The sequence below is a fragment of the Streptomyces tsukubensis genome (genome assembly GCF_003932715.1).
Lineage (GTDB): Bacteria > Actinomycetota > Actinomycetes > Streptomycetales > Streptomycetaceae > Streptomyces > Streptomyces tsukubensis.
Window position 1 is genome coordinate 1,907,841 of the sequence record NZ_CP020700.1, and the last position, 25,076, is coordinate 1,932,916.

The window sequence follows — 25,076 nt, forward strand, 5'->3', positions numbered from 1 at the left end:
GGGGTTAGGGTGGCCACCGTAAAGCACTCGCGGGAGCCCGGGCGGACCGGGCTGAGAGGGAGGCTGACCGGCCTCCGACCGTACGAACCTGATCCGGGTCATGCCGGCGAAGGGAGGGGCTGGACGCCCATGTCGCGTACCCCCGAAGCATCCGCACCGGCCGCCGCACGGCCGGCCGCGCCGCCCGAGGAAACCGCACCGCGCTCCCCGTCACCCCGCATCGGGGCACCACCCGCACCCGACCGGACCGCACCCGACCCGCCCGCCCGGGACCGGACCGCCGCGGCCCCGTCCGCGCAGGACCTGTCCGCACACGGCCGGTCGGTGAACGGCCGGTCCGTTCGGGACCGGGCCGGGAGCCGGGAGGATGTGCTGGTCATCGGGGGCGGGATCATCGGGCTCGCCGTCGCCTGGCGGTCCGCGCAGCGCGGGCTGAACGTCACCGTCGCCGACCCGGAGCCGGGCGGCGGCGCGGCCGGAGTGGCGGCGGGCATGCTCGCAGCCGTCACCGAACTCCACTACGGCGAGCAGACCCTGCTGGCCCTCAATCTGGAGTCCGCCCGGCGCTATCCCGCCTTCGCCGCCGAACTGGAGGAGGCGAGCGGGCACTCCGTCGGCTATCGCGCCTGCGGCACCCTCGCCGTCGCCCTCGACGCCGACGACCGCGCCCATCTGCGGGAGCTGCACGCCCTCCAGCAGCGGTCCGGGCTGGACTCGCAATGGCTGACCGGCCGGGAGTGCCGCCGACTGGAACCCATGCTGGCCCCCGGGGTCCGCGGCGGGCTCCGGGTCGACGGCGACCACCAGGTCGACCCCCGGCGGCTGACGGCGGCACTGGTCACCGCCTGCGAACGCGCCGGGGTGCGCCTCCACCGGAGCCGGGCGGTCCGGCTGCTGGTCGAGCGCGACCGGGCCGCGGGAGCGGTCCTCGGCGACGGCACCGAACTGCGCGCCGGGCAGACCGTGCTCGCCGGGGGCAGTTTCAGCGGCGGGCTGGCCGGGCTGCCCCCCGATGCCGTACCCCCCGTCCGCCCGGTGAAGGGGCAGGTGCTCCGGCTGTCCGTGCCCCCGCCGCTGGCTCCCTTCCTCTCCCGGACCGTGCGCGCCGTCGTCCGCGGCAGCCATGTCTATCTCGTCCCCCGGGCCGACGGGGAGCTGGTCGTCGGGGCGACCAGCGAGGAACTGGGCTTCGACACCACCGTCACCGCGGGCGGGGTCTACGAACTGCTGCGCGATGCGCACGAACTGGTCCCCGGCATCACCGAGCTGCCGCTGACCGAGGTCCGGGCCGGACTCCGCCCCGGCTCTCCGGACAACGCCCCCCTGCTGGGCCCGAGCGCGCTGCCCGGGCTGCTGCTGGCCACCGGCCACTACCGCAACGGCGTCCTCCTCACTCCCCTGACCGGCGACGCGATCGCGACGGCGCTCGCCACCGGCGCCCTCCCCGAGGAAGTCCATCCCTTCACCCCCGACCGCTTCCTCCCCGCCGCCCCCGCCTCCCAGGAGCAGCTCGTATGAACAGCATCCCCCCGCTCGTCTCCGTCAACGGCGAGTGGCGTGAACTCGCCACCGGAACCACCCTCGACGTCCTCGTCGCCACCCTCACCCCGGCACCGGCCGGGGTCGCCGCCGCGGTGAACGAGACGGTCGTGCCCCGCGGCCAGTGGCCCGGCACCCTCCTCGGCGACGGCGACCGCGTCGAGGTCCTCACCGCGGTCCAGGGCGGCTGACCGGCCGTGTCCGATCTCGCCCCGCCGCCGCCCCCGGCCGCCCCCCGCTCCCGCAACGCCACCACGGCGCACCGCACCGGCCCGGCACCGTCACCCGTCCCGACGGCCCCGGGGACGGCCCCCGGCCGTGATCCGTTCACGATCGCCGGTACCACCTTCGACTCCCGGCTGATCATGGGTACGGGCGGCGCCCCCAGCCTCGACGTGCTGGAACGCGCCCTGGTCGCCAGCGGCACCCGGCTCACCACCGTCGCCATGCGCCGCGTCGACCCCACGGTCCACGGTTCGGTGCTCTCCGTCCTCGACCGGCTCGGCATCGCCGTCCTGCCGAACACCGCGGGCTGTTTCACCGCCGGGGAGGCGGTACTCACCGCCCGGCTCGCCAGGGAAGCCCTCGGAACCGACTGGGTGAAGCTGGAGGTCGTGGCCGACGAGCGGACCCTGCTGCCCGACCCGGTGGAGCTGCTCGACGCGGCCGAGACCCTCGTCGACGACGGCTTCACCGTCCTCCCGTACACCAATGACGATCCGGTGCTGGCCCGGAAGCTGGAGGACGCCGGCTGCGCCGCGATCATGCCGCTGGGCTCCCCCATCGGCTCGGGCCTCGGCATCCGCAATCCGCACAACTTCCAGCTGATCGTGGAGAACGCGGGGGTACCGGTCATCCTGGACGCGGGCGCCGGGACGGCGTCCGACGCGGTCCTGGCGATGGAGCTGGGCTGCGCCGCGGTGATGCTCGCATCGGCCGTGACCCGCGCCCAGGAGCCGGTGCTGATGGCCGAGGCGATGCGGTACGGGGTCGAGGCCGGGCGGCTCGCCCACCGCGCGGGCCGTATCCCGCGCCGCCACTTCGCCCGCGCCTCCTCCCCCGCGTCCGGACTCGCAACGCTGGGCCCGGACCCGGGGGACGGCGGTGACGGCAGGGACCCGGCGGACCCCGATCCGGAGCGCCCGGCGTTCGGGACCCCGGCCGGACCGGGCCCCGGCTCCGGTGGCTGAACCCGGCCCCGGGGCCCGGCGGCCCCGGGGAGGCGCCCCGCCGCACGGGCGGAGCATCACAGCTCGGCATCGTTCCTGACCCGATCCTGCCCCGGTCGCGGCGGAGCCGGGACCGGCGGCGGCAGGGCTGTCGGTCCCGGCTCGTAGAATCGGCCTGTGGACACGACCCTTCAGGACCCTCTCGTCGGGCAGGTGCTCGACGGCCGATACCGCGTCGACGAGCGCATCGCCGTCGGCGGGATGGCCACGGTCTACCGGGCCCTGGACACCCGGCTTGACCGTGAGCTGGCGCTGAAGGTGATGCATCCGGCGCTGGCGACGGACGCGACGTTCGTGGAGCGGTTCATCCGGGAGGCCAAGTCCGTCGCCCGGCTGTCGCACCCCAATGTGGTGGGGGTGTTCGATCAGGGCGCCGAGGGCGCCTATGTCTATCTGGCCATGGAGTACGTGGCCGGATGCACCCTGCGGGACGTGCTGCGCGAGCGCGGCGCGCTCCGGCCGCGGGCGGCGCTGGACATCCTGGAGCCGGTCCTCGCGGCGCTCGGCGCGGCCCATCGGGCGGGCTTCGTCCACCGGGACGTCAAACCCGAGAATGTGCTGATAGGGGACGACGGCCGGGTCAAGGTCGCCGATTTCGGGCTGGTCCGTGCCGTCGGTTCGGTGACGAACACCACCGGCAGCGTCCTCGGTACGGTCTCCTATCTCGCGCCCGAACAGATCGAGGACGGCACCGCCGACACCCGCTCCGACGTGTACGCCTGCGGGGTCGTGCTGTACGAGATGCTCACCGGTGCCAAACCGTATGCGGGCGACACCCCCGCCCAGGTTCTCTACCAGCATCTGCACGACTCCGTTCCGGCGCCGTCGGCCGCGGTGCCGGGGCTCGCCCTGGAGCTGGACGAGCTGGTGGCGAGCGCGACGGCACGCACGCCCGGTGTCCGCCCGTACGACGCGGTGGCCCTGCTGGCGCAGGCCCGCACGGCCCGTGCCGCCCTCGACGACGAGCAGCTCGACCTGCTGCCGCCCGGCGCCCGGGAGATCGGTGACGCACCCTCCGGTGCGCGCGGCGGACGGGCCCGTCGTACGGGCTCCGAAGAGCGTACGGACGTCATTCCGCGGACCTCCGGGGTCCTCCCCGACGAGCAGCGGGTCCAGCACACGGCCTGGCTGGCGGCACCGCTGCCCCCGGCCGGGCGGGCCCGCGCGGGGCGCCGGGACCTTCCCCGGCTGACGCGCCGGGGCGTGATCACGATCGTGGTGGCGGTGCTCGCGGTCTTCGGTATCGCCGGGGGCGTCTGGTACATCAACTCGGGTCAGTTCACCCGCGTCCCCGCCGTGATCGGCCTGACCGAGGCAGCAGCGGAGAAGCGCATCGAGGACGCCGGCCTCGGGGTCAAGGGCGTCCGGCGCGAGTTCAGCGATACCGTCGAGCGGGGCTCCGTCATCTGGTCCGACCCCGTGACCAACGAGCGGATCCGGGGCAACGGCTCGGTGACGCTCGTCGTCTCGCGCGGCCCGGAGATCGTCCGGGTGCCGTCCCTCAAGGACGTTCCGCAGGAAGAGGCCGAGGAGCGGCTGCGCAAGGCCGGATTCGCCCCCGGTGCGGTCTCCCTGGAGTTCAGTGCCGAGGTCCCGCAGGGCGCGGTGATCCGTACGGATCCGGCGGCCGGCACCGGGCGCCGTCCCGATTCGGCGGTCTCCCTGGTCGTCAGCAAGGGCGCGCCCGTCGAGGTGCCGGACGTCATGGGCGATCCGGTCGCCGAGGCGACGGCCGCTCTGAAGGGTGCCGGTTTCGAGGTCGCCGTGGAGCCCGAGCAGGTCAACTCCCCCGAGGCCGCGGGGACGGTCGCCCGTCAGTCGGCGCCCGAGGGCACCCGGCTGGCCGGCGGCGACACCATCACCCTCACGGTCTCCAAGGGCCCCAGAATGGTCGCCGTCCCCGATGTCTCCGGCTCGTCCGAGAGCGACGCGCGCCGGGAACTGGAGGCGGCGGGCTTCGAGGTGAAGGTGGAGAAGTCCTTCCCGTATCTCGGGGACAAGGTTTCGGGCCAGTCACCGTCCGCCGACGAGCGGGCCCCCGAGGGCAGCACGGTCACCATCACATTGAAGGGCCTCTAGCCCGAGAACCGCCGTCGCGTACGGCATCGCGGAGAGAGCCCGGAGAACCGCCGTCCCGTACGGCGCATCGGAAGGACACCGGAAGCACCCATGCGCAATCCCGTCGGCGGCCATGTCCCCGTGGCCGGCGGTCTCGCCACCAACGGACTCGGGTACGCCCGTGAGATCGGGGCCGAGGCCGTCCAAGTCTTCGTCGCCAACCCCCGGGGCTGGGCCGTGCCGGACGGCCGTCCGGCCCAGGACGAAGCCTTCCGGGAGGAGTGCGCCGCGGAGGGGATATCGCCGTGGATCCACGCGCCCTATCTGATCAACTTCGGTTCGCACACCGAGGAGACCGCGCGCCGGTCGGTCGTGTCCATGCGGCACTCGCTGCGCCGGGGCCGGGAGATCGGCGCCCGCGGCGTGGTGGTGCACACCGGATCGGCGACCGGCGGCCGCTCCCGGGAGACGGCACTGGCCCAGGTCAGGGAGCTGGTGCTGCCGCTGCTCGACGAGCTGACCGAGGACGGCGATCCGATGCTGCTCCTGGAGGGTACGGCGGGCCAGGGCGCTTCGCTCTGCTCGCGGGTGGCGGACTTCGGCCCGTACTTCGAGGCCCTGGAGTTCCATCCGCGGCTCGGTGTCTGTCTCGACACCTGCCATGTGTACGCGGCAGGGCACGATCTGGCGGCACCGCGGGGGATGTCCGAGACGCTGGACGCGCTGGTGGCGACGGTCGGCGAGGGGCGGCTCCGGCTGATCCACGCCAACGACTCCAAGGAGGTCGGCGGCTCCCGCAAGGACCGGCACGAGAACATCGGCTCGGGGCACATCGGCGCGGACCCCTTCCGGGAGCTGCTGCACCACCCGGCGACCGAGGGCGTACCGCTCATCATCGAGACGCCGGGCGGCCAGGAGAAGTACGCGGCGGATATCGCCCTGCTGAAGGAGTTGCGGGAGCGGGGGCCCGAGGCCGGAGAGACACCCGCCTGACCGCGGCCCGGCTCCCGGGCGACACGCCGGGACGATGGGACCGGGCCGTCCGGCACTCCGCCGGAGTACCGGATTCCGCCGCCCGGGTTCACCAGGGTGACACGACTCAGGTGACACGAGTCAATCGGTCGGCCGAAAGAGGGCCCCGGGCCGTCAGAGCTCGGGGCCGTCGCCCGGTTCCTCCTGGTAGGAGTACCGCTGCTCCCGCCAGGGGTCTCCGAGGTTGTGATACCCCCGCTCCTCCCAGAAGCCCCGGCGGTCGGCCGTCATGTACTCGACGCCCCGCACCCACTTCGGCCCCTTCCAGGCGTACAGATGCGGCACCACCAGCCGTAGCGGAAAGCCGTGCTCCGCGGTGAGCAGCTCGCCGTCCTTGTGGGTGGCGAAGATCGACCGCTCCGAGACGAAGTCGGCGAGCCGCATGTTCGCACTGAATCCGTACTCGGCCCAGACCATGACATGGGTGACATCGGCGGCGGGCGGCGCCAGCTCGGCGATCGTCCGGGCGGGCACCCCGCCCCATTCGGCCCCCAGCATGCTGAACTTCGTCACGCAGTGCAGATCGGCCACGACGGTCGAGAAGGGCAGTGCCGAGAACTCCTCATGGGTCCAGCAGCGCTTGTCGCCGTCGGCGGTGGCACCGAAGACCCGGAACTCCCAGCGCTCCGGACGGAACTTGGGAACCGGTCCGTAGTGGGTGACCGGCCAGCCGCGCTGAAGCCTCTGACCCGGCGGAAGCTCGGATTCCACTGCTCCTCGGCGACTCCTGTTCTCCGGCTGACCCATGTCTCCCATGGTGACAGACCGGGAGGGGTGGTGATGACCGGGTCTGGGTCGATTCGGGCAACTCCTACTAAGGAGGCACTTACTGGACGGCTCCCGATGGCGGTGCGAGGATGCGCGCACCTGGCCCACACTCACCACTCCCGTGGAAGGAGCCGCTGCGATGCAGGGCGACCCCGAGGTCATCGAGTTTCTCAACGAGCAGCTCACCGCCGAGCTGACGGCCATCAACCAGTACTTCCTGCACGCCAAGATGCAGGAGAACTTCGGCTGGACCAAGCTCGCCAAGTACACCCGCGCAGAATCGTTCGACGAGATGAAGCACGCCGAGGTGCTGACCGACCGGATTCTCTTCCTCGACGGTCTGCCGAACTACCAGCGGCTGTTCCATGTCCGGGTCGGACAGACGGTGACCGAGATGTTCCAGGCGGACCGCCAGGTCGAGGTGGAGGCGATCGACCGCCTCAAGCGGGGTATCGACGTGATGCGCGCCAAGGGGGACATCACCTCGGCGAATATCTTCGAGTCGATCCTGGAGGACGAGGAGCACCACATCGACTACCTCGACACCCAGCTCGCCCTGATCGACAAGCTCGGGGAGCCGCTCTACATCGCGCAGCTCATCGAGCAGCCGGAGAGCTGACCGCCCCGACCGGCCACCGTCGGGAGGCTACGCGGCCTCGCCCAGCCCCGCGCCCTTGCCGGGCACGCCCGGTACACCCGGCACCACTGGAATCGCCGGACCGCCGGGCACCCCCGGAATCCCGGGCACCTTGGGCACGGCAGGCACGGCGGGCGCGGCGGGCGCGGCTGCGGGAGTGATGGCTTCCGCTCCGGACGGCGCGTCCGCGACGGCCGTCAGCGCGGGCCGGCCCTGGTCGATCAGCTCGCGCCGGGGGCAGCTCCCCCGGCCGAGGATGGACTGGATCCGGCGGACGCACGAACCGCAGTCGGTGCCCGCCTTGGAGGCCGAGGCGATCTGGCGGGGCGTACAGGCACCCGCCGCCGCGTGCTCCTTGACCTGCTGTTCCGTAATGCCGAAGCAGGAGCAGACGTACACGCGGTTCACCTCCCGAGGCCTGTGGGGATCCGGATTGCGCCGGGTGCCGTCCCTGGCGGACGGAACCCTGGGGCTGCTGCCCTTTCCGACGCAATCGACCCGATTCATCGGTGAGGCTAACCTAACCTTACCCGGCTCGGCGAGCGGACAAAACGGAGTGGGGCGCGGATCACAAGGATCCGCGCCCCACTGTCGTACGGAGAACGCCCGGAGAAGCCGCGGCGAACGCGCAGTGACCCTACGGTCACCGGCCCGTCACCGGGTGCCGGTCACTGGTCGCGGTACATCTCCGCCACCAGGAACGCCAGGTCGAGGGACTGGCTGCGGTTGAGCCGCGGGTCACAGGCCGTCTCGTAGCGCTGGTGGAGGTCGTCGACGAAGATCTCGTCGCCGCCGCCCACGCACTCGGTGACATCGTCGCCGGTCAGCTCGACGTGGATGCCGCCGGGGTGCGTACCGAGCCCCTTGTGGACCTCGAAGAAGCCCTTGACCTCGTCGAGCACGTCGTCGAAGCGGCGGGTCTTGTGGCCGGAGGCCGCCTCGAAGGTGTTTCCGTGCATCGGGTCGGTCACCCAGGCGACGGTGGCACCGGACGCGGTGACCTTCTCGACCAGCTCGGGGAGCTTGTCGCGGACCTTGTCGGCGCCCATCCGGACGATGAAGGTCAGCCGGCCGGGCTCGCGGTCCGGGTCCAGCCGGTCGATGTAGGTCAGCGCCTCGTCGACCGTGGTCGTCGGGCCCAGCTTGATGCCGATCGGGTTGCGGATCCGGGAGGCGAACTCGATGTGCGCCCCGTCGAGCTGGCGGGTGCGCTCACCGATCCACACCATGTGGCCGGAGGTGTCGTAGAGGTGCCCGGTCCGGGAGTCGGTACGGGTCAGGGCGCCCTCGTAGTCGAGGAGCAGCGCCTCGTGGGAGGCGAAGAACTCCACCGCACGGAACTCGGCCGGGTCGGTCCCGCACGCCTTCATGAAGTTCAGCGCGTTGTCGATCTCCCGGGCGAGCTGCTCGTAGCGCTGGCCGGAGGGGGACGACTTCACGAAGTCCTGGTTCCAGGCGTGGACCTGCCGGAGATCGGCGTAGCCGCCGGTGGTGAAGGCGCGGACCAGGTTCAGCGTCGAGGCGGACGCGTGGTACATCCGCTTCAGCCGCTCGGGGTCCGGGATCCGCTCGGCCTCGGTGAACGCGAAGCCGTTGACGGAGTCGCCGCGGTAGGTCGGCAGCGTGACGCCGTCGCGGGTCTCGGTGGGCTTGGAGCGCGGCTTGGAGTACTGGCCGGCGATCCGGCCGACCTTGACGACCGGGACGGACGCGGCGTACGTCAGCACGGCGCTCATCTGGAGCAGCGTCTTCAGCTTGGCCCGGATGTGGTCCGCGGAGACGGCGTCGAACGCCTCGGCGCAGTCACCGCCCTGGAGGAGGAACGCCTCGCCCCTGGCGACGGCGCCCATGCGCGCCCTGAGCTGGTCGCACTCGCCCGCGAAGACGAGCGGCGGATAGCTTTCGAGCTCGGCGATCACATCGCGCAGAGCCTCGGCATCCGGGTACTCGGGCTGCTGCGCCGCGGGCAGGTCTCGCCAGGTGTTGCCACCGGAAGTGGTGGTCTTAGCGTTCACGGTCACATCGCCAACAGTACGGGGTCGGCGCGGCGCGCTCGGTCCCCGCCCACCCAATGAGACGTACGGTCCAGCATTCCGTCACATAAATCACACCGGACCTCAGTCGTTTACAGGCGTTACGGCGCTCCTGCGCTTCCACTGGATTCACCGTGATGTCCGCGACCGGTCGTCCGGGTCCCGGGCCGGACCGGCGGGCACCGCACGGGGCGCGGCTCCCCCGCCCGGTGCGGCCGGAAGGGCCGCCGTACACCTCCGGCCGTGCGCTACAGTTCGCGCCATGAACACGACGCAGCACCGCACCCAGTGGTGGTGGACCGCACATCCGGCGGCCCACTGACTGCGCGTTCCCAGCAGACGCAGCGAAGCAGACGACCAGGCCGCCCGAGGGGCGGCCTTCGTGTTTTCGCCGTCCGCACTGCGCGGACACCGGCCGGCCCTCTCCCCCGCGGCTTCCCGAGCCGACGGCACACCGCCGTCCGAGCCCCGCCGGAAGGAACCCGGATGTCCACCACCCCACCGCCCGCACCGTCCGTCCCGCCCACCGCTCCCGCTGCCCCTGCGGCCGAGCCGTCCGCGGTCGGAGTGATCTCCGGTCTGCTCTCCGGCGACCGCCCCTTCGCCCTGCTCCGCAGGCGCACCCCCGGCCGCGACCACGACACGGTCGAGGTCCTCACCGGACCGGTCCTGGACTGCGGGACCCTCGGTGAGCTGCCCGTCTTCACCGACCGGCCGTCCCTCGCCCTGGTGCCGTTCCGGCAGATCCGGGAGCGCGGTTTCGACGTCCGTGACGACGGCACCCCGCTGAGCGTCCTGATCGCCGACGAGCTGTACGAGCTGCCGCTCGCCGAGGTCGTCGACGCGCTGCCGGACCGTGCGGTCCGGGTCGAGGGCGGGGCCTTCGACACTCCGGACGAGGAGTACGCCGATATCGTCTCCCGGGTCGTCGAGGAGGAGATCGGCGGCGGCGAAGGCGCGAACTTCGTGATCCGCAGGACGTACACCGGCACGATCCCCGGCTTCGGGCGGGCCGACGCGCTGGCGCTGTTCCGCAGGCTGCTGGCCGGTGAGCGGGGCGCGTACTGGACGTTCGTGGTGCATACCGGGCAGGGCGGCCGGACGCTGGTCGGCGCCAGCCCCGAGGTGCACGTCCGGATGAGCGGCGGCACGGTCGTGATGAACCCGATCAGCGGCACCTTCCGCTATCCGCCCGGCGGCCCGGACACCGAGGCGCTGCTCCGCTTCCTCGACGACCCCAAGGAGCGCGACGAGCTGTCGATGGTCGTCGACGAGGAACTGAAGATGATGTGCACGGTCGGTGACCGGGGCGGGGTCGTCGTCGGGCCCCGGCTGAAGGAGATGGCGCATCTGGCGCACACCGAGTACGAGCTGCGGGGGCGTTCCTCGCTGGATGTACGGGAGGTGCTGAAGGAGACCATGTTCGCGGCCACGGTCACCGGATCGCCGGTGCAGAACGCGTGCCGGGTCATCGAACGCCACGAGGTGGGCGGCCGGGGCTACTACGGAGGGGCGCTGGCGCTGATCGGCCGGGACGGCAGCGGCGCGCAGACGCTGGACTCGCCCATTCTGATCCGTACCGCCGATATTGCCGCGGACGGCGGGCTGCGGGTGCCGGTGGGGGCGACGCTGGTACGGGGGTCGGTGCCCGCGCACGAGGTCGAGGAGACCCATGCGAAGGCGGCGGGCGTGCTGGCGGCCCTGGGGGTGCGTCCGGGCCGGTCCGCCGGGGAGGCGGGCCGGCCGCGGCTCGCGGACGACCCTCGGGTGAGGGCCGCGCTCGACGCCCGCCGGGCGTCGCTGGCGCCGTTCTGGCTGCGGCTCCAGGAGCCGCCCGCCGGTCCCGTTGGTGGCCGTGAGCTGCGCGGGCATGCGCTGGTGGTGGACGGTGAGGACACCTTCACGGCGATGCTCGCCCATCTGCTGCGGTCGACGGGGCTCGATGTGTCGGTGCGGCGGTTCGACGAGCCCGGGCTGCGGGAGACGGTCGCCGCGCACCACGGTCCGGTGGTGCTCGGCCCCGGCCCGGGCGATCCCTGCGACACCGCGGATCCGAAGATGCGGCTGCTGCGGACGCTCGCCGCGGACCTGCTGGCAGGCCGGCCGCACGGGGTGCTCGGCGTCTGTCTCGGACATGAACTGATCGCCGCGGAACTGGGCCTTCCGCTGGTCCGGAAGGCGGCGCCGTACCAGGGCGCGCAGGAGCGGATCGACTTCTTCGGGCGGCCGGAGACCGTCGGTTTCTACAGCAGTTTCACGGCCCGCTGCGACGCGGCCGCGGCCCGGCGGCTCGCGGAGCGGGCGGTGGAGGTGGCGCGGGATCCGCTGAGCGGTGAGGTGCATGCGCTGCGGGCGCCCGGCTTCGCCTCGGTCCAGTTCCATCCGGAGTCGGTGCTGACCATGGACGGTCCGGCGCTGGTCGCCGGGCTGCTGCGGGAGTCGGTCCTGGCCGCGGGCTGAACTCAGGGGGCCGCCGGGACGAGGACGTTCACGGACCGGCGGCCCGCCGCCCAGTCGGACACGTTCCGTGCGGTGGTCTCGACGATCTGGGTGACGGCGTCCTCGGTGTAGTAGGCCTGGTGGGAGCTGACCAGCACATTCGGGAAGGTCATCAGCCGGGCAAGGGTGTCGTCCTCGACCGCTTCGAGGGATTTGTCGAGGAAGAAGAGCCCGGCCTCGGCCTCGTAGACGTCGAGTCCGACGCCGCCGAAGCGGCCCCGGCGCAGTTCTCCGACGAGGGCCTCGGTGTCGATCAGACCGCCGCGGCTGGTGTTGATCAGGACGGCGTCGTCCTTCATCGCGGCGAGCGCCGCCGCGTCGACGATGTGGTGGGTGCCGGGGAGCAGCGGCACGTGCAGGCTGATCAGATCGGCTTCGGCAAAGAGGCGTTCCTTGTCGGTGTACGTCATGCCGAGGGCCGTGCAGTCGGGGTTCTCCGCGATGTCCCAGCCCAGCAGGCGCATGCCGAAGCCGTGGGCGATCCGGGCGAAGGCGGCGCCGATCCGGCCGGTGCCGAGGACGCCCGCGGTGCGGCCGTGGAAATCGCGGCCCATCAGTCCGTCGAGCCGGAAGTCGAAGTCCCGGGTCCGGCCGGCGGCCCGGACGATGCGGCGGTTGACGGCGGTGGCCAGGGTCCAGGCGAATTCGGCAACGGAGTACGGGGAGTAGGACTCGACCCGGGCGACCGTGAGGCCCAGCTCCCCGGCGACCGCGAGGTCGACGTTGTTGAAGCCGGTGGAGCGCTGGGCGATCATCCGGGTGCCCCCGGCCGCCAGGATCCGCAGCACTTCGGCGTCCAGGTCGGCGTTGACGCTGGTGGAGACGGCTTCGTGGCCCGCTGCGATGGGGGCGGTGTCGGCATTGAGGAAGACCTCCAGACAGCGGACCGGGAAGCGTCCGGCGAAGGCCTTCTCGATCAGCGGCTTCTCGTCCGCCTGTACGCCGAAGGCGAGGATCTCCATGGTGTTTCTCCCGTCCGCCGGTCCGCCCGTCCGCCCGCCGTCCGGTCCCGTGGCGGGTGGCCGTGGGCCGCTTCCGGGGCGACTATACGAATCCCGGAAGCGACCCACGGCCGGACGCGCCGGTCGCCTCCGGCGGGGTGGGGAGAGGGGGCGCGCGTCACCCCGGGGGTGCGGGCGGGATCCCGGCGGGGCCCGTGCCGGGCACCTTCGGCAGAGCACGGCTTCGGTCCCGCACCGGGCCGGTATCCGGGCCGGGGCCGGGCCGCCGCGCCCGGCGGTCCGGCCCGCGGTGGGTGCCCACGGCGAACGCGATGCCGGGACCCCCGCCTGCCGCTCCGACGCGGCAGCACCCGAATTCCGGGCCGAACGGGTCCGCCGTCGGCGGGCCGGATCCGGGCCCGTGTCCGGCGACTCGGCCGGAACCGCCGCAGGTGCCCACACGCGGCTTCGAGTTCCGCGCCCGTCGTGCCGACGATGCGCCGGAGTGCGGGCCGGGTGGCCGGGTCCGCGCCGAGAGCCCGCGCGGACCCGACCACCCCGTAGCCGTCAGGCCCCTCGCGCCGTCAGCCGAAGAAGACCCCGACCTCCTCGTAGAGTGCGGCGTCGACGGTCTTCAGCTTCGCGGTCGCCTCGGAGATCGGGACACGGACGATGTCCGTGCCCTTGAGGGCGACCATCAGCCCGAAGTCGCCGTCCCGTACGGCGTCGATGGCGTGCAGCCCGAACCGGGTCGCCAGCCAGCGGTCGTACGCACTGGGCGTACCGCCGCGCTGGACATGGCCGAGCACGGTGGTCCGGGCCTCCTTGCCGGTGCGCTTCTCGATTTCCTTGGCCAGCCATTCACCGACGCCGGACAGCCGTACGTGTCCGAACGAGTCGAGCGTCTCGTCCTTGAGGACCACCTCGCCGTCCTTGGGCATGGCGCCTTCGGCGACCACCACGATGGGTGCGTAGGTGGCCTTGAAGCGGGAGGTGACCCAGGCGCAGACCTGGTCGAGGTCGAAGCGCTGTTCAGGGATGAGGATGACATTGGCGCCGCCTGCCAGGCCCGAGTGCAGGGCGATCCAGCCGGCGTGCCGTCCCATCACCTCCACGACGAGGACGCGCATATGGGATTCGGCGGTGGTGTGCAGCCGGTCGATCGCCTCGGTGGCGATACCGACGGCGGTGTCGAAGCCGAAGGTGTAGTCGGTGGCCGACAGGTCGTTGTCGATGGTCTTGGGAACGCCGACGCATTTGACGCCGTATTCGTCGTGCAGCCGGGCGGCGACGCCGAGGGTGTCCTCGCCGCCGATCGCGATCAGTGCGTCGACTTCGGCCTTGGCCAGGTTGTCCTTGATACGGCGGATGCCGTCGGGGGTCTTGAGCGGATTGGTGCGCGAGGAACCGAGGATGGTGCCGCCGCGGGGCAGGATGCCCCGGACGGCCTGGATGCCGAGCGGAACGGTGTCGTCTTCGAGCGGTCCCCGCCAGCCGTCGCGGTAGCCGGTGAACTCGTACCCGTACTCCTGGACGCCCTTGCGGACGACGGCGCGGATGACGGCGTTGAGGCCGGGGCAGTCCCCGCCCCCGGTCAGTACTCCGACGCGCATGAGAAGAAATCCCTTCGCCAGATGAGCCCTAGGACCGTCACGCTAATCGTGATCCAGGTCACTACGAGTGGGCGGCAAGGGTCAATCCCCCTGCGGTAGGCGGCGGTCGAGGCGCTGGTCAGCGGGGTGCACCGGGGTTGCAGGCCAGGAGGCTTTCGCCGTCCTTTGGGCCGTATTTCACCCGTACGAGGGGAGGGGCTCGGTCCGGGTCGGCGTACGCCTCCGCGGGGCCGGGCGGGGCTCCGGGAACGGCCCCCGGCGGTCAGCCCGCCGGATAAGCGGAGTCGGTGCGGTCGTCGGGATCGTCGGGAAGGTCGATGCCCTGCTCTATCGCGTAGCGCACCAGCTCGACGCGGTTGTGGAGCTGGAGCTTGCCGAGGGTGTTCTGGACGTGGTTCTGCACGGTGCGGTGGGAGATCACCAGCCGCTCGGCGATCTGCTTGTACGACAGCCCCTTGGCGACCAGCCGGAGCACCTCGGTCTCGCGTTCGGTGAGCCGGGGCGCCTTGCTGTCGCCCGGACCGGCGGCCGGGGCGGGGTCGGTGGCCAGCCTGCGGTACTCGCCGAGGACCAGACCGGCCAGTCCCGGGGTGAAGACCGGATCGCCCTCGGCCGTGCGCCGGACCGCGTCGGTCAGCTCGTCCGTACTCGCGGACTTCAGCAGATAGCCCGTGGCACCCGATTTGACCGCTTCCAGTACGTCGGCGTGCTCGCCGCTCGCGGAGAGCACCAGCACCCGTAGCCCGGGCAGTACGGCCACCAGCTCCTTGCAGACCTGGACGCCGGGCTTCAGCGGCAGGTTCAGGTCGAGGACGAGCACGTCGGGCGTCACGGCCCGGGCCCGGCGGACTGCCTGCTGGCCGTCGCCCGCGGTGGCGACGACATCGAATCCGGCCGCGGCCAGATCGCGTGCGACGGCATCCCGCCACATCGGATGGTCGTCGACGACCATCACCCGGACCGACCCCTGCTGCGGCGACTGCTCCGTCATGCTCCGTCCTTCCCCCTACGTTCCCGCGGTCCGCGGGACCTTCAACTCGACTTCCGTGCCCTGCCCCGGGACCGAGATCAGCTCGGCGGTGCCGCCCAGCTCCCGCAGCCTGCCGCGGATGGAGAGCGCGACCCCCAGCCGGCCCTCCCCCTCGGCCTGGGCGAGCCGACCGTCCGGAATGCCCGGGCCGTCGTCCCGGACCGTGACGATCACCTCGTCCGGCCAGTCCTCGACCAGGATCCACGCATGGGCGCCGGCCCCCGCATGGCGCTCCACATTGTCCAGCGCGGCACCGACGGCGGCCGCCAGCTCGGTCGCAGCGGCCGCCGGGAGCAGTACGGGCGCACCGGGCTCGGAGAGCGTGACCCGGGCCCCGGTCCTGCGGGCGAGCAGCGACCGCAGATCGCATGCGCCCGGCTCGTCACCGTCCCCGGACCGCCCGCCGGCCGGGGCGTCGTCGTCGACGGCGCGGACCAGGGCGCCCTGGGAGGCGTCCTCGGAGGCCCGGCTCGCCGGGACCAGACCGCTGGAGACCAGGGTGCGCAGGGCGACCTCCTGCTCCCCCGCCATCCGGCCCAGTTCCGCGGCCTCGCCGCCGAGCGCGGTGCCGCGCCGCTGGACCATCGCCAGGACCTGGAGCACACCGTCGTGGATGTCCCGGGCCAGCCGCTCCCGCTCCCGGTTCGCCGCTTCGATCTCCAGGGCCCGGGCGAGGGTGCGTTCGGAGGCGCGGGCGACCTCGACGACGTACCCGATGGCGATGGACGCCACCCACACCAGCAGGACGTTGTGGAAGGTGTCCCCGCTGGGCTCGCCGCGTTGCACCATATTGGCGACGGCCACCAGCGAGGAGGCGAGACCGGCCCAGCGCCAGCCGCCCTTGAGGGCGAAGGCCAGGACGGCGCCCGCGGTCCATATCGACGGCAGTGTCGGACCGTCGACGCGCTGGGCGTCGGCGTCGGCGACCGGGGTGAGCATGATGCCGGTGAGGGCGATCGTCAGATCGGCGGTGAGGAAGGCCCGGGTGCAGGCGGCGGCGTTGCGGACGTACGGGAGGGTGGCGAGCGTCCAGACCGTCAGAAAGGCGAGGAAGGTGTATGCCACCCAGGGGCGTTCGAACTTGTCCGGGTTGAGCGGCAGCAGCAGGAGGGCGTAGAGCATCGTCAGGACGCGGTAGCCCGCGAGGGCGCGCCACAGCGGCAGCTCGACCGACATCCGTACGACCCGCTCGCGCTTGGCCATGCTCCCCCGCTCCCCCGTTCACTGCTGCTGCCCGCCCGTGGACACCGGTCCGTACCCCCCGGTACGGCCGTCCGCCGGGCCCGGCGGATCAGGCGGCCTGCGCCCGCTCCCCGTCCTTCTTCTCCCCGTCCTTCATGTCAACGGCCTTCTTCTCTTCCGCCTTCTTCTCCTCGGCGAGCTGCCGCTTGGCGGCGGTCGCGTAGATGTCGACGTACTCCTGGCCGGAGAGCTTCATGATCTCGTACATCACCTCGTCCGTCAGCGACCTGCGGATGAAGTGGTCGTTCTCCAGGCCCTGGTAGCGGGTGAAGTCCAGCGGCGCGCCGATTCTGATGCCGGGGCGCATCAGCTTGGGGACGACCTTGCCCGGGGGTTGGATCTTCTCGGTGTCGATCATGGCGACGGGGATCACCGGGGCGCCGGTCGCGAGCGCGACCCGGGCCAGTCCGCCGGACTTGCCGCGGTAGAGACGGCCGTCGGGGGAGCGGGTGCCCTCGGGGTAGATGCCGAACAGGCCGCCGTTCTCGATGACCTTGATACCGGCCTGGATGGCCGCCTCGCCCGCGCCGCGCGCGCCCGAGCGGTCCACCGGGAGCTGGCCGACCCCCTTGAAGAAGGCGGCCGTGAGCCTGCCCTTGACTCCGGGGGAGGTGAAGTACTCCTGCTTGGCGATGAACGTGACCTTGCGGTCCAGCACCGCGGGCAGGAAGAAGGAGTCGGAGAAGGAGAGGTGGTTGCTCGCGAGGATCGCCGGCCCCTCGGTGGGTACGTTCTCCAGTCCCTCCACCCAGGGTCTGAAGGCAAGCTTCAGCCCCCCTCCGACGGAGAACTTCATAGCGCCGTAGATCAACTCGAATGCCTCCTGTTGCTGTAGTCCAGACCTTAACCCGAGGGAGGTCCGGTCTCCCCGCACCGGGGCCGGTGACGGGGCGGCCGGGCGGCGGGAGCGGTGGTACGGCCGGTGGCGGGCGGACGACCGGGGCGGCGGACCTGGTCGGTGTCAGTCCGGTCGCGTACCGTGAAGTACACCTTCCGAGCCACCGTGCTCCACCCCCGCGACCGGGGCCGCCGCTGCCGCTCCGCCGGCTCCGCCGCGGTCCCGCCCTCTGAAAGGAGATTCCGGTGCCGGTCCTCCCCGGAGCCGAGCCGTACCGCCACGAGGGCGGTGAGATCGGCGTCCTGCTGTGTCACGGTTTCACCGGTTCCCCGCAGTCCCTGCGTCCCTGGGCCGAGTATCTGGCGGAGCGCGGGCTCACCGTCTCCCTGCCGCTGCTGCCCGGACACGGGACCCGCTGGCAGGACATGCAGCTCACGGGCTGGCAGGACTGGTACGCGGAGGTGGACCGCGAGCTGCGGGAGCTGACCGCCCGCTGCACCACGGTCTTCGTCTTCGGGCTCTCCATGGGCGGGGCGCTGACCCTGCGGCTGGCGGCCCGGCACGGCGATGCGATCCGCGGCATCGTGCTGGTCAATCCGCTCAACCGGATGCACGGGCTCCGGCCGGCGCTGCTGCCGGTACTGCGGCATCTCGTCCCGGCGACCCCGGGCATCGCCAGCGATATCGCGAAGCCGGGGGTGCTGGAAGTGGGGTACGACAAGGTGCCGCTGCGCGCCGCGTACTCCCTGCGTCGCTTCACCGGGCTGGTCGACGGCGAGCTGCCGCAGGTCACCCAGCCGCTGCTGCTGCTCCACAGCCGGGTGGACCATGTGGTCGACCCGGCGGACTCGGCCCGGATCCTCAGCCGGGTCTCGTCCACGGACGTCACCGAGGTGGTGCTGGAACAGAGCTACCACGTCGCGACGTTGGACCATGATGCGGAGCAGATTTTCGACAGGAGTTACGCGTTCATCGGCCGGCTCGCTTCGCAGGAGCAGACGGAGGGGAGCTCGACGGGTGGCTGAGCAACACGACGCGGACCGCGAACCACAGCCCATCGACGAGGAGGCCGCTTGGGCGGCGATCGTCGCGGGGTACGGGGACGAGCCGCCGGATCCGCCGGGGGCCAAGCCGTTCAAATCGGTGGAGGACCTCGCGGCGCTGGAGGCCCCGCTCAACGAGAAGCCGGTGCCCGCGCCGGGGCGCGGCCCGGTCGCGGAGAGCCCTGACCCGGACGGCCCGGCCCCGGAGGACGGGACCGCCGCCGGTGACGATGAGGGCGAGGCTGCCGGTCCCGGCGACGTACCCCGGCTCGGGAGTTCCGTCGTCTTCGCCCCGGGGGTCGGCGGCGCGGGCCCGCGGGACTATGCGGTCGCCGAGGCCAAGGACGACGATCTCGACGAGAGCGACGAGGGTCATTTCGTTCCGCCCGAGCCGCCGCCGCTGCCCGAGGCCGATGTCACGGCGAAGTTCGCCTGGCTGGCGGTGGTCGGCGGGCCGGTGCTGATGCTGATCGCGGTGCTGCTCCAGTGGGAGATGACGTGGTGGCTGACCACGCTCTCGGTGGGCGGCTTCCTCGGCGGCTTCGCGACGCTGGTGGCCCGGATGGCGGACGGCGACGAAGACGAGGAGGACGACCCGGGGCGGGGCGCGGTGGTCTGACCCGCCGCGCCCGGCCCGGCCCGGCAGGAGTGTCCGGCCTCAGCCCGTGGCCGCGGCGGGGACGCGGAGCGCGGCCAGGACCGGCAGATGGTCGGTGGCCGCGCGCAGGTCCGTCTCGGCCACTCCCGGCAGCTGCGACGGCACTCCGCAGGCCAGCACCTCGACGCCCGGGCTCGCGAAGAAGGCGTCGATCCGCTTGCGCGGCGCGCTCGGGGGGAAGGTGTGCTCACCGCCCCAGGGCGCGACCGCCCAGCCGTCCTGGTGCCCGGCGGCGAGCCGGCGGAAGCCCGCCCCGTCCGGCTCCTCGTTGATGTCCCCCGCGGCGACGGTGTACTCCGTGCCGAGTGCCGCGAGCCGGTCCAGCAGCATCCCCGCCTGTGCGAACCGCTCCCGGGGGTGCAGGCTGAGGTGGCAGCTCACCACGCCGAGCGGGGCGGAGCCGCCGAAGCGTACGACCGCGGTCGCGAAACCCCGGCGGTGCTGGCCCCGGATGAGCGGCAGCAGGATGTCCTCGGTGCGGTCCACGGTCGCCCGGAGCGAGCAGAGCAGCAGCGGTCCGGCGGCGGTGGCACCGCCGGACAGGACCACGAGATCCGTCTTCGACGCCAGCCGGGCGGCGTGCTTGCGCCAGCGGAAGAACCGCGGCGCCTCCTGGATGAACACCAGGTCGGGGGCGCAGGCACGGATCACCCGGACCAGGGCGTCCTCGTCGTCCCTGAGGGAGCGGACGTTGTAGCTGAGCGCCCGGACGACAACGGATCCGTCGGGATTCGTACGGGAGTTGGGCATCGCGCTGATCGACATGCGCCCCATTCTGACAACTGCGGGGCTGCGGAGTACGGCGGATACGGCGGATACGGGGTCTCCCGGTGGGAGCGGCCCGACCGGTGAGCGGGGGTTCCCACGCCCGAAGGGAGCGGGAACCCATCGGTGGCCAACGGCAACGCACGGGGCAGGCTTTCCCGGGTCCGCCGGCCCGGAGGGGTCCATGCGGTGGAGGCACCACCTGGGCCGCCGGGCCCGAAGGGGTGCAGGGGGCGGCCCGTCGGCAACGGACGGCTACCCGGTGGGGGGTACGCCCTGGGCCACCGCCCGGAGAGCCCCCCGGCTTGCAGGGATGTCCCGAGTACTCCCCCGCAGCCCTTCGGGCACGGGCCGGCCCCCACCGCCTTGCGGATTGCATGCACCGGGGGGGGGCTGGAGGGCGCAGGCCCGGCCCGGCGGGCGGACGGCGCTGTTTCCGGAAAGGCCTAGGTCGTCTCTTTCGGATCTTGCCGGGCTCGCGTGCCTCCCCCAGCTACCGCTGGGGGTGCCCCCAGCCACGCCCGCTCGCCGCGTTGTCGTCAGTCGCCTACGCTCCGCGTGGACTCCCTCCTCCGCCTTGCGATCGAACGCACCAGACCCTCCCCCTACGCCCAAGGGCGTGGGTGGTGCCCCCACTCGCTGGTCCGGCCTGATCCGAAAGAAACTCCCTAGCCCTGGCGGGCGAGGTCCGCCGCGCCGACCAGGCCCGCGCGGTTGCCCAGTTCGGCCGCGAGGACCTGGGCGTGCGGGCGCCACTGGGAGCCGACCAGCCAGCGCCGGAAGGACTTGCGGACGGGGTCGAGGACGAGTTCGCCCTCGTCGGAGACGCCGCCGCCGATGATGAACGCCGACGGGTCGAAGAGGGACGCGAGATCCGCGAGCCCCGCTCCCACCCAGCGGGCCAGCTCCCGGAAGGAGTCGACGGCGACCGTGTCGCCGCGTCGCGCCGCGGCGCTGATGTGCTGCCCCTGGATGCCGTCGACCGTGCCGTCGCCGAGACCGAGGAGGACCGCCGCCCGCTCCGGTGTCGCGGCCGCGCGCTGGCGGGCGTAGCGGACCAGGGCACGCCCGGAGGCGTACTGCTCCCAGCAGCCCTGGCTGCCGCAGCCGCAGAGCAGCCCGTCCGGGACGACCCGGACATGGCCGAATTCGGCGGCCACGCCGAAGCGTCCGCGGCGGAGCTTGTTGCCCATGATGATGCCGCCGCCGAGGCCGGTGCCGAGGGTGATGACGATGACGTCGTGATGGCCCTGTCCGGCGCCGAAGCGGTACTCGCCCCAGGCCGCGGCGTTGGCGTCGTTCTCCACCACGACGGGCAGTCCGACGCGCTGCTCGACCTTGTCCTTGAGCGGTTCGTGGCGCCAGTCGATATTGGGCGCGAAGATCACCGTGGCGCGTTTGTCGTCGACATAGCCCGCGGCACCGATGCCGACGGCCGCGATCTCCCCGCCGGTGCCCGCCCGCGCTCCGTCGACGGCGGCGCAGATGGCTTCGATGATGCCGTCGGCCGTCGGCGGGGTGGGAACGGTGTGGGTTTCGAGGACATTGCCCTCTTCGTCGACCACGCCCGCCGCGATCTTCGTTCCGCCGATGTCAACGCCGATGGTGAGTGCCATGTCCCCTGTTGTCCCTGCGATCGGTTCGAGCCCGGACGGGGGCAACCGTACCGGAGCGGGGACCGTTTCCGGCCGGTTGTGATCACCGTTGTGATCACCGGGGCACCGGTCGGGACCGGCCCGGGGCCGGGGCGGTCGGCGGGTCGTTCAGTCGTCGAGGTCGATCTTCTCGCCGGCCGCCGGGCCGTCGTCACCGCGGTCGTTGCGGCCGTCGTGCTCGCTGCGCTTTTCGCGGTCGCCGTCGCGGGAGGCGTCCGCCGGCTTCTCCGCGGTCGCGCCGCGGGTCCAGTGGTGCTCCTGGCCCTGGACGGCGGAGCGGTAGGCCGCGAGCAGTTCGCCCCCGGCTGCGGCGAGGTGGTCGAAGACCTGGGGGTTGCGTTCGATGACCGGCTCCACCGCCGACTTCGCCTGGTTCACGAACTGCTGGACGGCGCTCTGCGCGGCCATCCCCGGCAGCGAGGACTGGAATTCGGTGACCTTGTCGGCCACGGCGCCGAACAGTTTGCGCAGCTCGTCGGCGGCCGTACCGGGCGGGGTCCCGTACTCCGCGCGGCGGCGCGCCTTCTCCGCCTCCAGATCCTCGGCACAGGCATCGCCCCAGGGGTCGGCGGTCACGTCGGCGTCGGCGGGACGTCCGGTGGCATCGCTCATCTCGTACTCCTGCACAGGCGCGTCGGGTGGTCTCCTTCGACGGTACCCGACCCCGCGGGAAGCGTTCAGTCCCGCTCGGGCCAGAGCCCGGGATCCGGGGTGAAGCGGACGGTGAGCAGGCCGTCGGCGAGTGCGGCGCCGGTGACCGTGCAGCGGCGGAGCGCGGACGGCAGCGGAACGATCCTGCGGAACGGGCCCACGGTGAGTACGAGTTCACGGCCGCGCCGCACCAGGCCGAGCCGGTCCTTGGTGGCACCGGGCAGGGGGATGGTCCAGGTGAGGATGCCGTCCTCGGCCCGCCGGTCCTCGACTCCCTCGGCCGAGGGGCCGGGGCGGAGCGCCGCGGCGGCCGAAACCGGTACGGGCACGGGCAGCCGGGCCAGATCGTCGGCGCCGCGCGGCTCGCGCCCCAGATGCGGCAGCCCGTGAGCCTCGCCCCACTCCTCCCATTCGCCCCATTCGTCCAGGCATTTGTTCTGCTCGGCGGTGAGGCCCGCCAGCCAGGGGTCGGCGGAGTGGGCGGGCAGCAGCCGGTTGGCGACCAGCGTGCCGACCCGCAGCCCGTGGAGCGCCAGCCCCGGCCGGGCGGCCCGCAGCGCGTCGGTGGCCGCCGGGGACGGCTCCGCGACCAGCAGCAGACCGGTCCCGGGGGCGGCGAGCAGCTCCTCCACGGCGGCCAGATCGCGGTCCCAGCCGGCGGCGGTGTCGTAGAGCCACTGCGCGGGCATCGGAACTCCGGCGAGCTGGGCCAGTACGGGCCGCAGGGCGCGGGCCGCCTGCCGCTCCGCAGGCAGCAGCCTGCGGAGATAGCGGCGCAGCTGTCCGGGCAGGGCGAGCAGGGCGACGCTCTCGGCGAGCGGCGGCAGATCGACCACGACGAGATCGGGTGCCGTGTCCCCACGGGTATGCCGGGCGATCGCCCTGAGCAGGGCGAACTGTTCGCTGCCGGGGAGTTCCGTCAGTTCCTCCCCGGCGAGCGGGGCGGCGCCGAGGAGTTCGAGGGCCGCACCGGCCCGCTCCTGGAAGGCGAGGAACTCGGTACGGAAGTCGGCGCCCGCGTCGATCCGCGCCACCCACAGTCCGGGAGCGGACTCGCCGGGCACGGCCGACGGCGGCGCGTCGAGTCCGAGGACGGCCGCCAGGGCCTCGCCCGGCTCGGGCGACAGCAGCAGGGTGCGGCGTCCGCCGCGGGCCGCGGCCAGCGCGGTCGCCGCCGCGACGGTGGTACGGCCCGCGCCGCCGAGCCCGGTGACGAGGACCGTCCGCATCAGACCGCGGATCCGCTCTCGACGCGCTTCTTCAGCCCGTCGAGGGCACGGTCGATGATGACCTTCTCGGCCTTGCGCTTGATCATGCCGAGCATGGGGATCTTGACGTCCACGGTGAGCCGGTAGGTGACTTCGGTGCGGTCGCCGCCGTCCACCGGGCGCAGGGTGTACGAGCCGTCGATGGCCCGCAGCATCTGGGACTTCACCAGGGTCCAGCTCACCTGGTCGGGGCCGCCCCAGGTGTACGCGAGGGTGTGGTCGTCCTTGATGGCTCCGGCGTCGAGGACCAGCCGGACCTCCTCGGCCCGCCCTTCCGCGTCCCGGGAGACCACCTCGGCCAGCTTCACCTCTCCGGTCCACTCGGGGTAGCGGTCGAAGTCCGAGATCACATCCATGACTTCGGCGGGCGCCGCGTCGATGATGATGCTTGAGCTGGTGTGTTCCGCCATCGCCGCGGCTCCTCACAGTGCGGTACCCGGCCCGGACACGGACGGACGCCGCACGTCCCGGGGTGAAGGGGTGAATATGTGGTGTGCAGGCTATCGCGACCGGGAAGGCACCCGGTCCACACCCCGGACGATCACGCGGGGGCCGGGGAGCGCGGGAACCGTACTCCCCGGATCACCACTGCAGGGTCCACGGCCGCCCGGTCGACGCGAAGTGCCCGACGTTGACGCACTCGGTCGCGCCGACCCGCATCCGGGACACCAGTGGCTGGTGGACATGGCCGAAGAGGGCGTACCGGGGCCGTACCCGGTGGATCGCGTCCAGCAGTGCCGTACTGCCGCGTTCGAAGCGGCGGGCGACCGTGTCGTAGGTCAGCTCCGGCACCTCGGGCGGGATGTGCGAGCAGAGCACGTCGACCTCGCCGAGGGCCTCGACCTTCGCCGCGTACTCCTCGTCGGAGATCTCGTACGGCGTGCGCTGCGGGGTGGTCAGCCCGCCGCCGACGAAGCCGAAGACCAGACCGCCGATCTCGGTCCGCTCGCCGTCGAGGACGGTGACACCGGGGCGGGCGTACTCGGGCCAGAGCCCCGGGATGTCGACGTTCCCGTAGGTGGCGTACGTCGGGGTGGGGAAGGCCGCGAACAGTTCCGCGTACTGGCGGCGGACCGCGTCCTCGATCAGCGCCTCCCGGCTCCCGCCGTCGGGGTCGAGTCCGGCCCAGAGGCTCCGGGCCAGGTCACGGGCCTCCTCGTAGCGGCGGGCGGTGCGCAGGGAGACGATCAGATCGGCGTTCTCGACGCCGAAGAGATCGGGGAAGATCCCCCGTGAACGATCGTGGTAGTCGAGGAAGAGGACGAGGTCGCCCAGGCAGACCAGGGCATCGGCACCGGCGCCCGCGGCGGCGAGATCCGCCGCGTTGCCGTGCACATCGCTGACGACATTGACCCGTGTGCTCACTCGTACGCCCTCCCCTGACTCCGTCCGGCCCCGGCGATCAACCCTAGCTCTGTGCGCCCGGCGCGCGCCGGGCCCGCGCGCCGGACCTGCCGTTCTTCCGCGTACCGGCAACCGTCGACTACCGTGGGCACCGGTCGTGTCTTGTGGATCTGCGGTACGCCGGTGCCGGCGGGTGTGACGCACGGAACATCTGGCCGGAACCCCCTACCCGG

General features: G+C 72.5%; 23 protein-coding genes and 1 riboswitch. Of the genes, 9 read left to right on the plus strand and 14 right to left on the minus strand.

What is annotated here, in order from left to right; genetic code table 11:
* Positions 1-19 precede the first annotated feature (19 nt).
* A riboswitch (TPP riboswitch) is annotated at positions 20-132 on the plus strand.
* From thiO to B7R87_RS07030, 5 genes are all read left to right on the plus strand, one after another.
* A complete protein-coding gene (gene thiO / locus B7R87_RS07010; protein ID WP_233168777.1) occupies positions 130-1,518 on the plus strand; it encodes a glycine oxidase ThiO in 1,389 nt (462 codons plus the stop codon). (Overlaps the previous riboswitch by 3 nt.)
* Positions 1,515-1,730 (plus strand): sulfur carrier protein ThiS, encoded by a 216-nt coding sequence (gene thiS / locus B7R87_RS07015; RefSeq protein WP_006349769.1) that lies wholly within the window; start codon positions 1,515-1,517, stop codon positions 1,728-1,730. Before thiO ends, thiS begins: the two co-directional genes overlap by 4 nt.
* Positions 1,731-1,871: 141 nt before the next feature.
* Positions 1,872-2,729, plus strand: coding sequence for a thiazole synthase (locus tag B7R87_RS07020; protein WP_269847473.1), 858 nt, complete (start codon positions 1,872-1,874; stop codon positions 2,727-2,729).
* Positions 2,730-2,885: 156 nt separating this feature from the next.
* Positions 2,886-4,847 (plus strand): Stk1 family PASTA domain-containing Ser/Thr kinase, encoded by a 1,962-nt coding sequence (gene pknB, locus B7R87_RS07025; RefSeq protein WP_006349767.1) that lies wholly within the window; start codon positions 2,886-2,888, stop codon positions 4,845-4,847.
* A gap of 90 nt (positions 4,848-4,937) precedes the next feature.
* Positions 4,938-5,819 (plus strand): deoxyribonuclease IV, encoded by an 882-nt coding sequence (locus tag B7R87_RS07030; protein WP_006349766.1) that lies wholly within the window; start codon positions 4,938-4,940, stop codon positions 5,817-5,819.
* A 153-nt stretch (positions 5,820-5,972) separates the two neighbouring features.
* Here the strand turns inward: B7R87_RS07030 and B7R87_RS07035 are convergent, their stop codons facing one another.
* Complete coding sequence (locus tag B7R87_RS07035) at positions 5,973-6,605, minus strand: sulfite oxidase-like oxidoreductase (RefSeq protein ID WP_040916550.1); 633 nt, start codon at positions 6,603-6,605, stop codon at positions 5,973-5,975.
* 160 nt (positions 6,606-6,765) lie between these two features.
* Here B7R87_RS07035 and bfr point away from each other — a divergent pair, with 160 nt between their 5' ends.
* Positions 6,766-7,245 (plus strand): bacterioferritin, encoded by a 480-nt coding sequence (gene bfr / locus B7R87_RS07040; protein ID WP_006349764.1) that lies wholly within the window; start codon positions 6,766-6,768, stop codon positions 7,243-7,245.
* A 27-nt stretch (positions 7,246-7,272) separates the two neighbouring features.
* On the opposite strand, the gene B7R87_RS07045 is transcribed toward bfr, so the two are convergent.
* Together B7R87_RS07045 and B7R87_RS07050 are read right to left on the minus strand one after the other, a co-directional pair.
* Positions 7,273-7,662, minus strand: coding sequence for a (2Fe-2S)-binding protein (locus B7R87_RS07045; protein ID WP_006349763.1), 390 nt, complete (start codon positions 7,660-7,662; stop codon positions 7,273-7,275).
* Between the two features lie 269 nt (positions 7,663-7,931).
* Positions 7,932-9,284 (minus strand): class II 3-deoxy-7-phosphoheptulonate synthase, encoded by a 1,353-nt coding sequence (locus B7R87_RS07050; protein WP_006349762.1) that lies wholly within the window; start codon positions 9,282-9,284, stop codon positions 7,932-7,934.
* Between the two features lie 498 nt (positions 9,285-9,782).
* On the opposite strand from B7R87_RS07050, the gene B7R87_RS07055 reads away from it, so the two are divergent.
* On the plus strand, positions 9,783-11,756 hold the full coding sequence (locus tag B7R87_RS07055) for an anthranilate synthase family protein (RefSeq protein WP_130584560.1): 1,974 nt from the start codon (positions 9,783-9,785) through the stop codon (positions 11,754-11,756).
* A 2-nt stretch (positions 11,757-11,758) separates the two neighbouring features.
* On the opposite strand, the gene B7R87_RS07060 is transcribed toward B7R87_RS07055, so the two are convergent.
* The 5 genes from B7R87_RS07060 to B7R87_RS07080 form a co-directional block, all read right to left on the minus strand.
* A complete protein-coding gene (locus B7R87_RS07060; RefSeq protein WP_006349759.1) occupies positions 11,759-12,757 on the minus strand; it encodes a 2-hydroxyacid dehydrogenase in 999 nt (332 codons plus the stop codon).
* Positions 12,758-13,320: 563 nt separating this feature from the next.
* On the minus strand, positions 13,321-14,349 hold the full coding sequence (locus tag B7R87_RS07065) for a 6-phosphofructokinase (RefSeq protein ID WP_006349758.1): 1,029 nt from the start codon (positions 14,347-14,349) through the stop codon (positions 13,321-13,323).
* 262 nt (positions 14,350-14,611) lie between these two features.
* Positions 14,612-15,340: a response regulator gene (locus B7R87_RS07070; RefSeq protein ID WP_006349757.1), complete on the minus strand. Its 729-nt coding sequence runs from the start codon at positions 15,338-15,340 to the stop codon at positions 14,612-14,614.
* Positions 15,341-15,355: 15 nt separating this feature from the next.
* Positions 15,356-16,582: a MacS family sensor histidine kinase gene (gene macS / locus B7R87_RS07075; protein WP_006349756.1), complete on the minus strand. Its 1,227-nt coding sequence runs from the start codon at positions 16,580-16,582 to the stop codon at positions 15,356-15,358.
* 88 nt (positions 16,583-16,670) lie between these two features.
* Positions 16,671-17,432 (minus strand): lysophospholipid acyltransferase family protein, encoded by a 762-nt coding sequence (locus B7R87_RS07080; RefSeq protein WP_078902391.1) that lies wholly within the window; start codon positions 17,430-17,432, stop codon positions 16,671-16,673.
* Between the two features lie 272 nt (positions 17,433-17,704).
* Between B7R87_RS07080 and B7R87_RS07085 the strand changes: the two genes are divergently transcribed.
* Together B7R87_RS07085 and B7R87_RS07090 are read left to right on the plus strand one after the other, a co-directional pair.
* Entirely contained in the window at positions 17,705-18,484 is a 780-nt protein-coding gene (locus B7R87_RS07085; protein ID WP_006349754.1) for an alpha/beta hydrolase, read from the plus strand.
* On the plus strand, positions 18,477-19,121 hold the full coding sequence (locus B7R87_RS07090) for a hypothetical protein (RefSeq protein ID WP_006349753.1): 645 nt from the start codon (positions 18,477-18,479) through the stop codon (positions 19,119-19,121). The genes B7R87_RS07085 and B7R87_RS07090 overlap by 8 nt, the downstream gene beginning before the upstream one ends.
* A 39-nt stretch (positions 19,122-19,160) precedes the next feature.
* Here the strand turns inward: B7R87_RS07090 and B7R87_RS07095 are convergent, their stop codons facing one another.
* From B7R87_RS07095 to B7R87_RS07120, 6 genes are all read right to left on the minus strand, one after another.
* The gene (locus B7R87_RS07095; RefSeq protein ID WP_006349752.1) at positions 19,161-19,925 is read right to left on the minus strand and encodes an endonuclease/exonuclease/phosphatase family protein; all 765 of its coding nucleotides are present in this window, start codon (positions 19,923-19,925) and stop codon (positions 19,161-19,163) included.
* Between the two features lie 668 nt (positions 19,926-20,593).
* On the minus strand, positions 20,594-21,541 hold the full coding sequence (locus B7R87_RS07100) for an ROK family glucokinase (RefSeq protein WP_006349751.1): 948 nt from the start codon (positions 21,539-21,541) through the stop codon (positions 20,594-20,596).
* Between the two features lie 147 nt (positions 21,542-21,688).
* Positions 21,689-22,192: a DUF5304 domain-containing protein gene (locus B7R87_RS07105; RefSeq protein ID WP_040916545.1), complete on the minus strand. Its 504-nt coding sequence runs from the start codon at positions 22,190-22,192 to the stop codon at positions 21,689-21,691.
* Positions 22,193-22,257: 65 nt separating this feature from the next.
* Positions 22,258-23,460, minus strand: a complete 1,203-nt coding sequence (locus tag B7R87_RS07110) for an ArsA family ATPase (protein WP_130584561.1) — start codon at positions 23,458-23,460, stop codon at positions 22,258-22,260.
* The gene (locus B7R87_RS07115) at positions 23,460-23,909 is read right to left on the minus strand and encodes an SRPBCC family protein (protein ID WP_006349747.1); all 450 of its coding nucleotides are present in this window, start codon (positions 23,907-23,909) and stop codon (positions 23,460-23,462) included. Before B7R87_RS07115 ends, B7R87_RS07110 begins: the two co-directional genes overlap by 1 nt.
* A 172-nt stretch (positions 23,910-24,081) precedes the next feature.
* Positions 24,082-24,864: a metallophosphoesterase family protein gene (locus tag B7R87_RS07120; protein WP_006349746.1), complete on the minus strand. Its 783-nt coding sequence runs from the start codon at positions 24,862-24,864 to the stop codon at positions 24,082-24,084.
* Between the last annotated feature and the right edge of the window lie 212 nt (positions 24,865-25,076).

Excerpts from the sequence above, each read along its gene's own strand:
- thiO (WP_233168777.1), top strand. The coding sequence starts at position 130 with ATGTCGCGTACCCCCGAAGCATCCGCACCGGCCGCCGCACGGCCGGCC.
- thiS (WP_006349769.1), top strand. The coding sequence starts at position 1,515 with ATGAACAGCATCCCCCCGCTCGTCTCCGTCAACGGCGAGTGGCGTGAA.
- B7R87_RS07030 (WP_006349766.1), top strand. The coding sequence starts at position 4,938 with ATGCGCAATCCCGTCGGCGGCCATGTCCCCGTGGCCGGCGGTCTCGCC.
- B7R87_RS07035 (WP_040916550.1), bottom strand. The coding sequence starts at position 6,605 with ATGGGTCAGCCGGAGAACAGGAGTCGCCGAGGAGCAGTGGAATCCGAG.
- bfr (WP_006349764.1), top strand. The coding sequence starts at position 6,766 with ATGCAGGGCGACCCCGAGGTCATCGAGTTTCTCAACGAGCAGCTCACC.
- B7R87_RS07055 (WP_130584560.1), top strand. The coding sequence starts at position 9,783 with ATGTCCACCACCCCACCGCCCGCACCGTCCGTCCCGCCCACCGCTCCC.
- B7R87_RS07060 (WP_006349759.1), bottom strand. The coding sequence starts at position 12,757 with ATGGAGATCCTCGCCTTCGGCGTACAGGCGGACGAGAAGCCGCTGATC.
- B7R87_RS07065 (WP_006349758.1), bottom strand. The coding sequence starts at position 14,349 with ATGCGCGTCGGAGTACTGACCGGGGGCGGGGACTGCCCCGGCCTCAAC.
- B7R87_RS07070 (WP_006349757.1), bottom strand. The coding sequence starts at position 15,340 with ATGACGGAGCAGTCGCCGCAGCAGGGGTCGGTCCGGGTGATGGTCGTC.
- macS (WP_006349756.1), bottom strand. The coding sequence starts at position 16,582 with ATGGCCAAGCGCGAGCGGGTCGTACGGATGTCGGTCGAGCTGCCGCTG.
- B7R87_RS07095 (WP_006349752.1), bottom strand. The coding sequence starts at position 19,925 with ATGTCGATCAGCGCGATGCCCAACTCCCGTACGAATCCCGACGGATCC.
- B7R87_RS07100 (WP_006349751.1), bottom strand. The coding sequence starts at position 21,541 with ATGGCACTCACCATCGGCGTTGACATCGGCGGAACGAAGATCGCGGCG.
- B7R87_RS07105 (WP_040916545.1), bottom strand. The coding sequence starts at position 22,192 with ATGAGCGATGCCACCGGACGTCCCGCCGACGCCGACGTGACCGCCGAC.
- B7R87_RS07110 (WP_130584561.1), bottom strand. The coding sequence starts at position 23,460 with ATGCGGACGGTCCTCGTCACCGGGCTCGGCGGCGCGGGCCGTACCACC.
- B7R87_RS07115 (WP_006349747.1), bottom strand. The coding sequence starts at position 23,909 with ATGGCGGAACACACCAGCTCAAGCATCATCATCGACGCGGCGCCCGCC.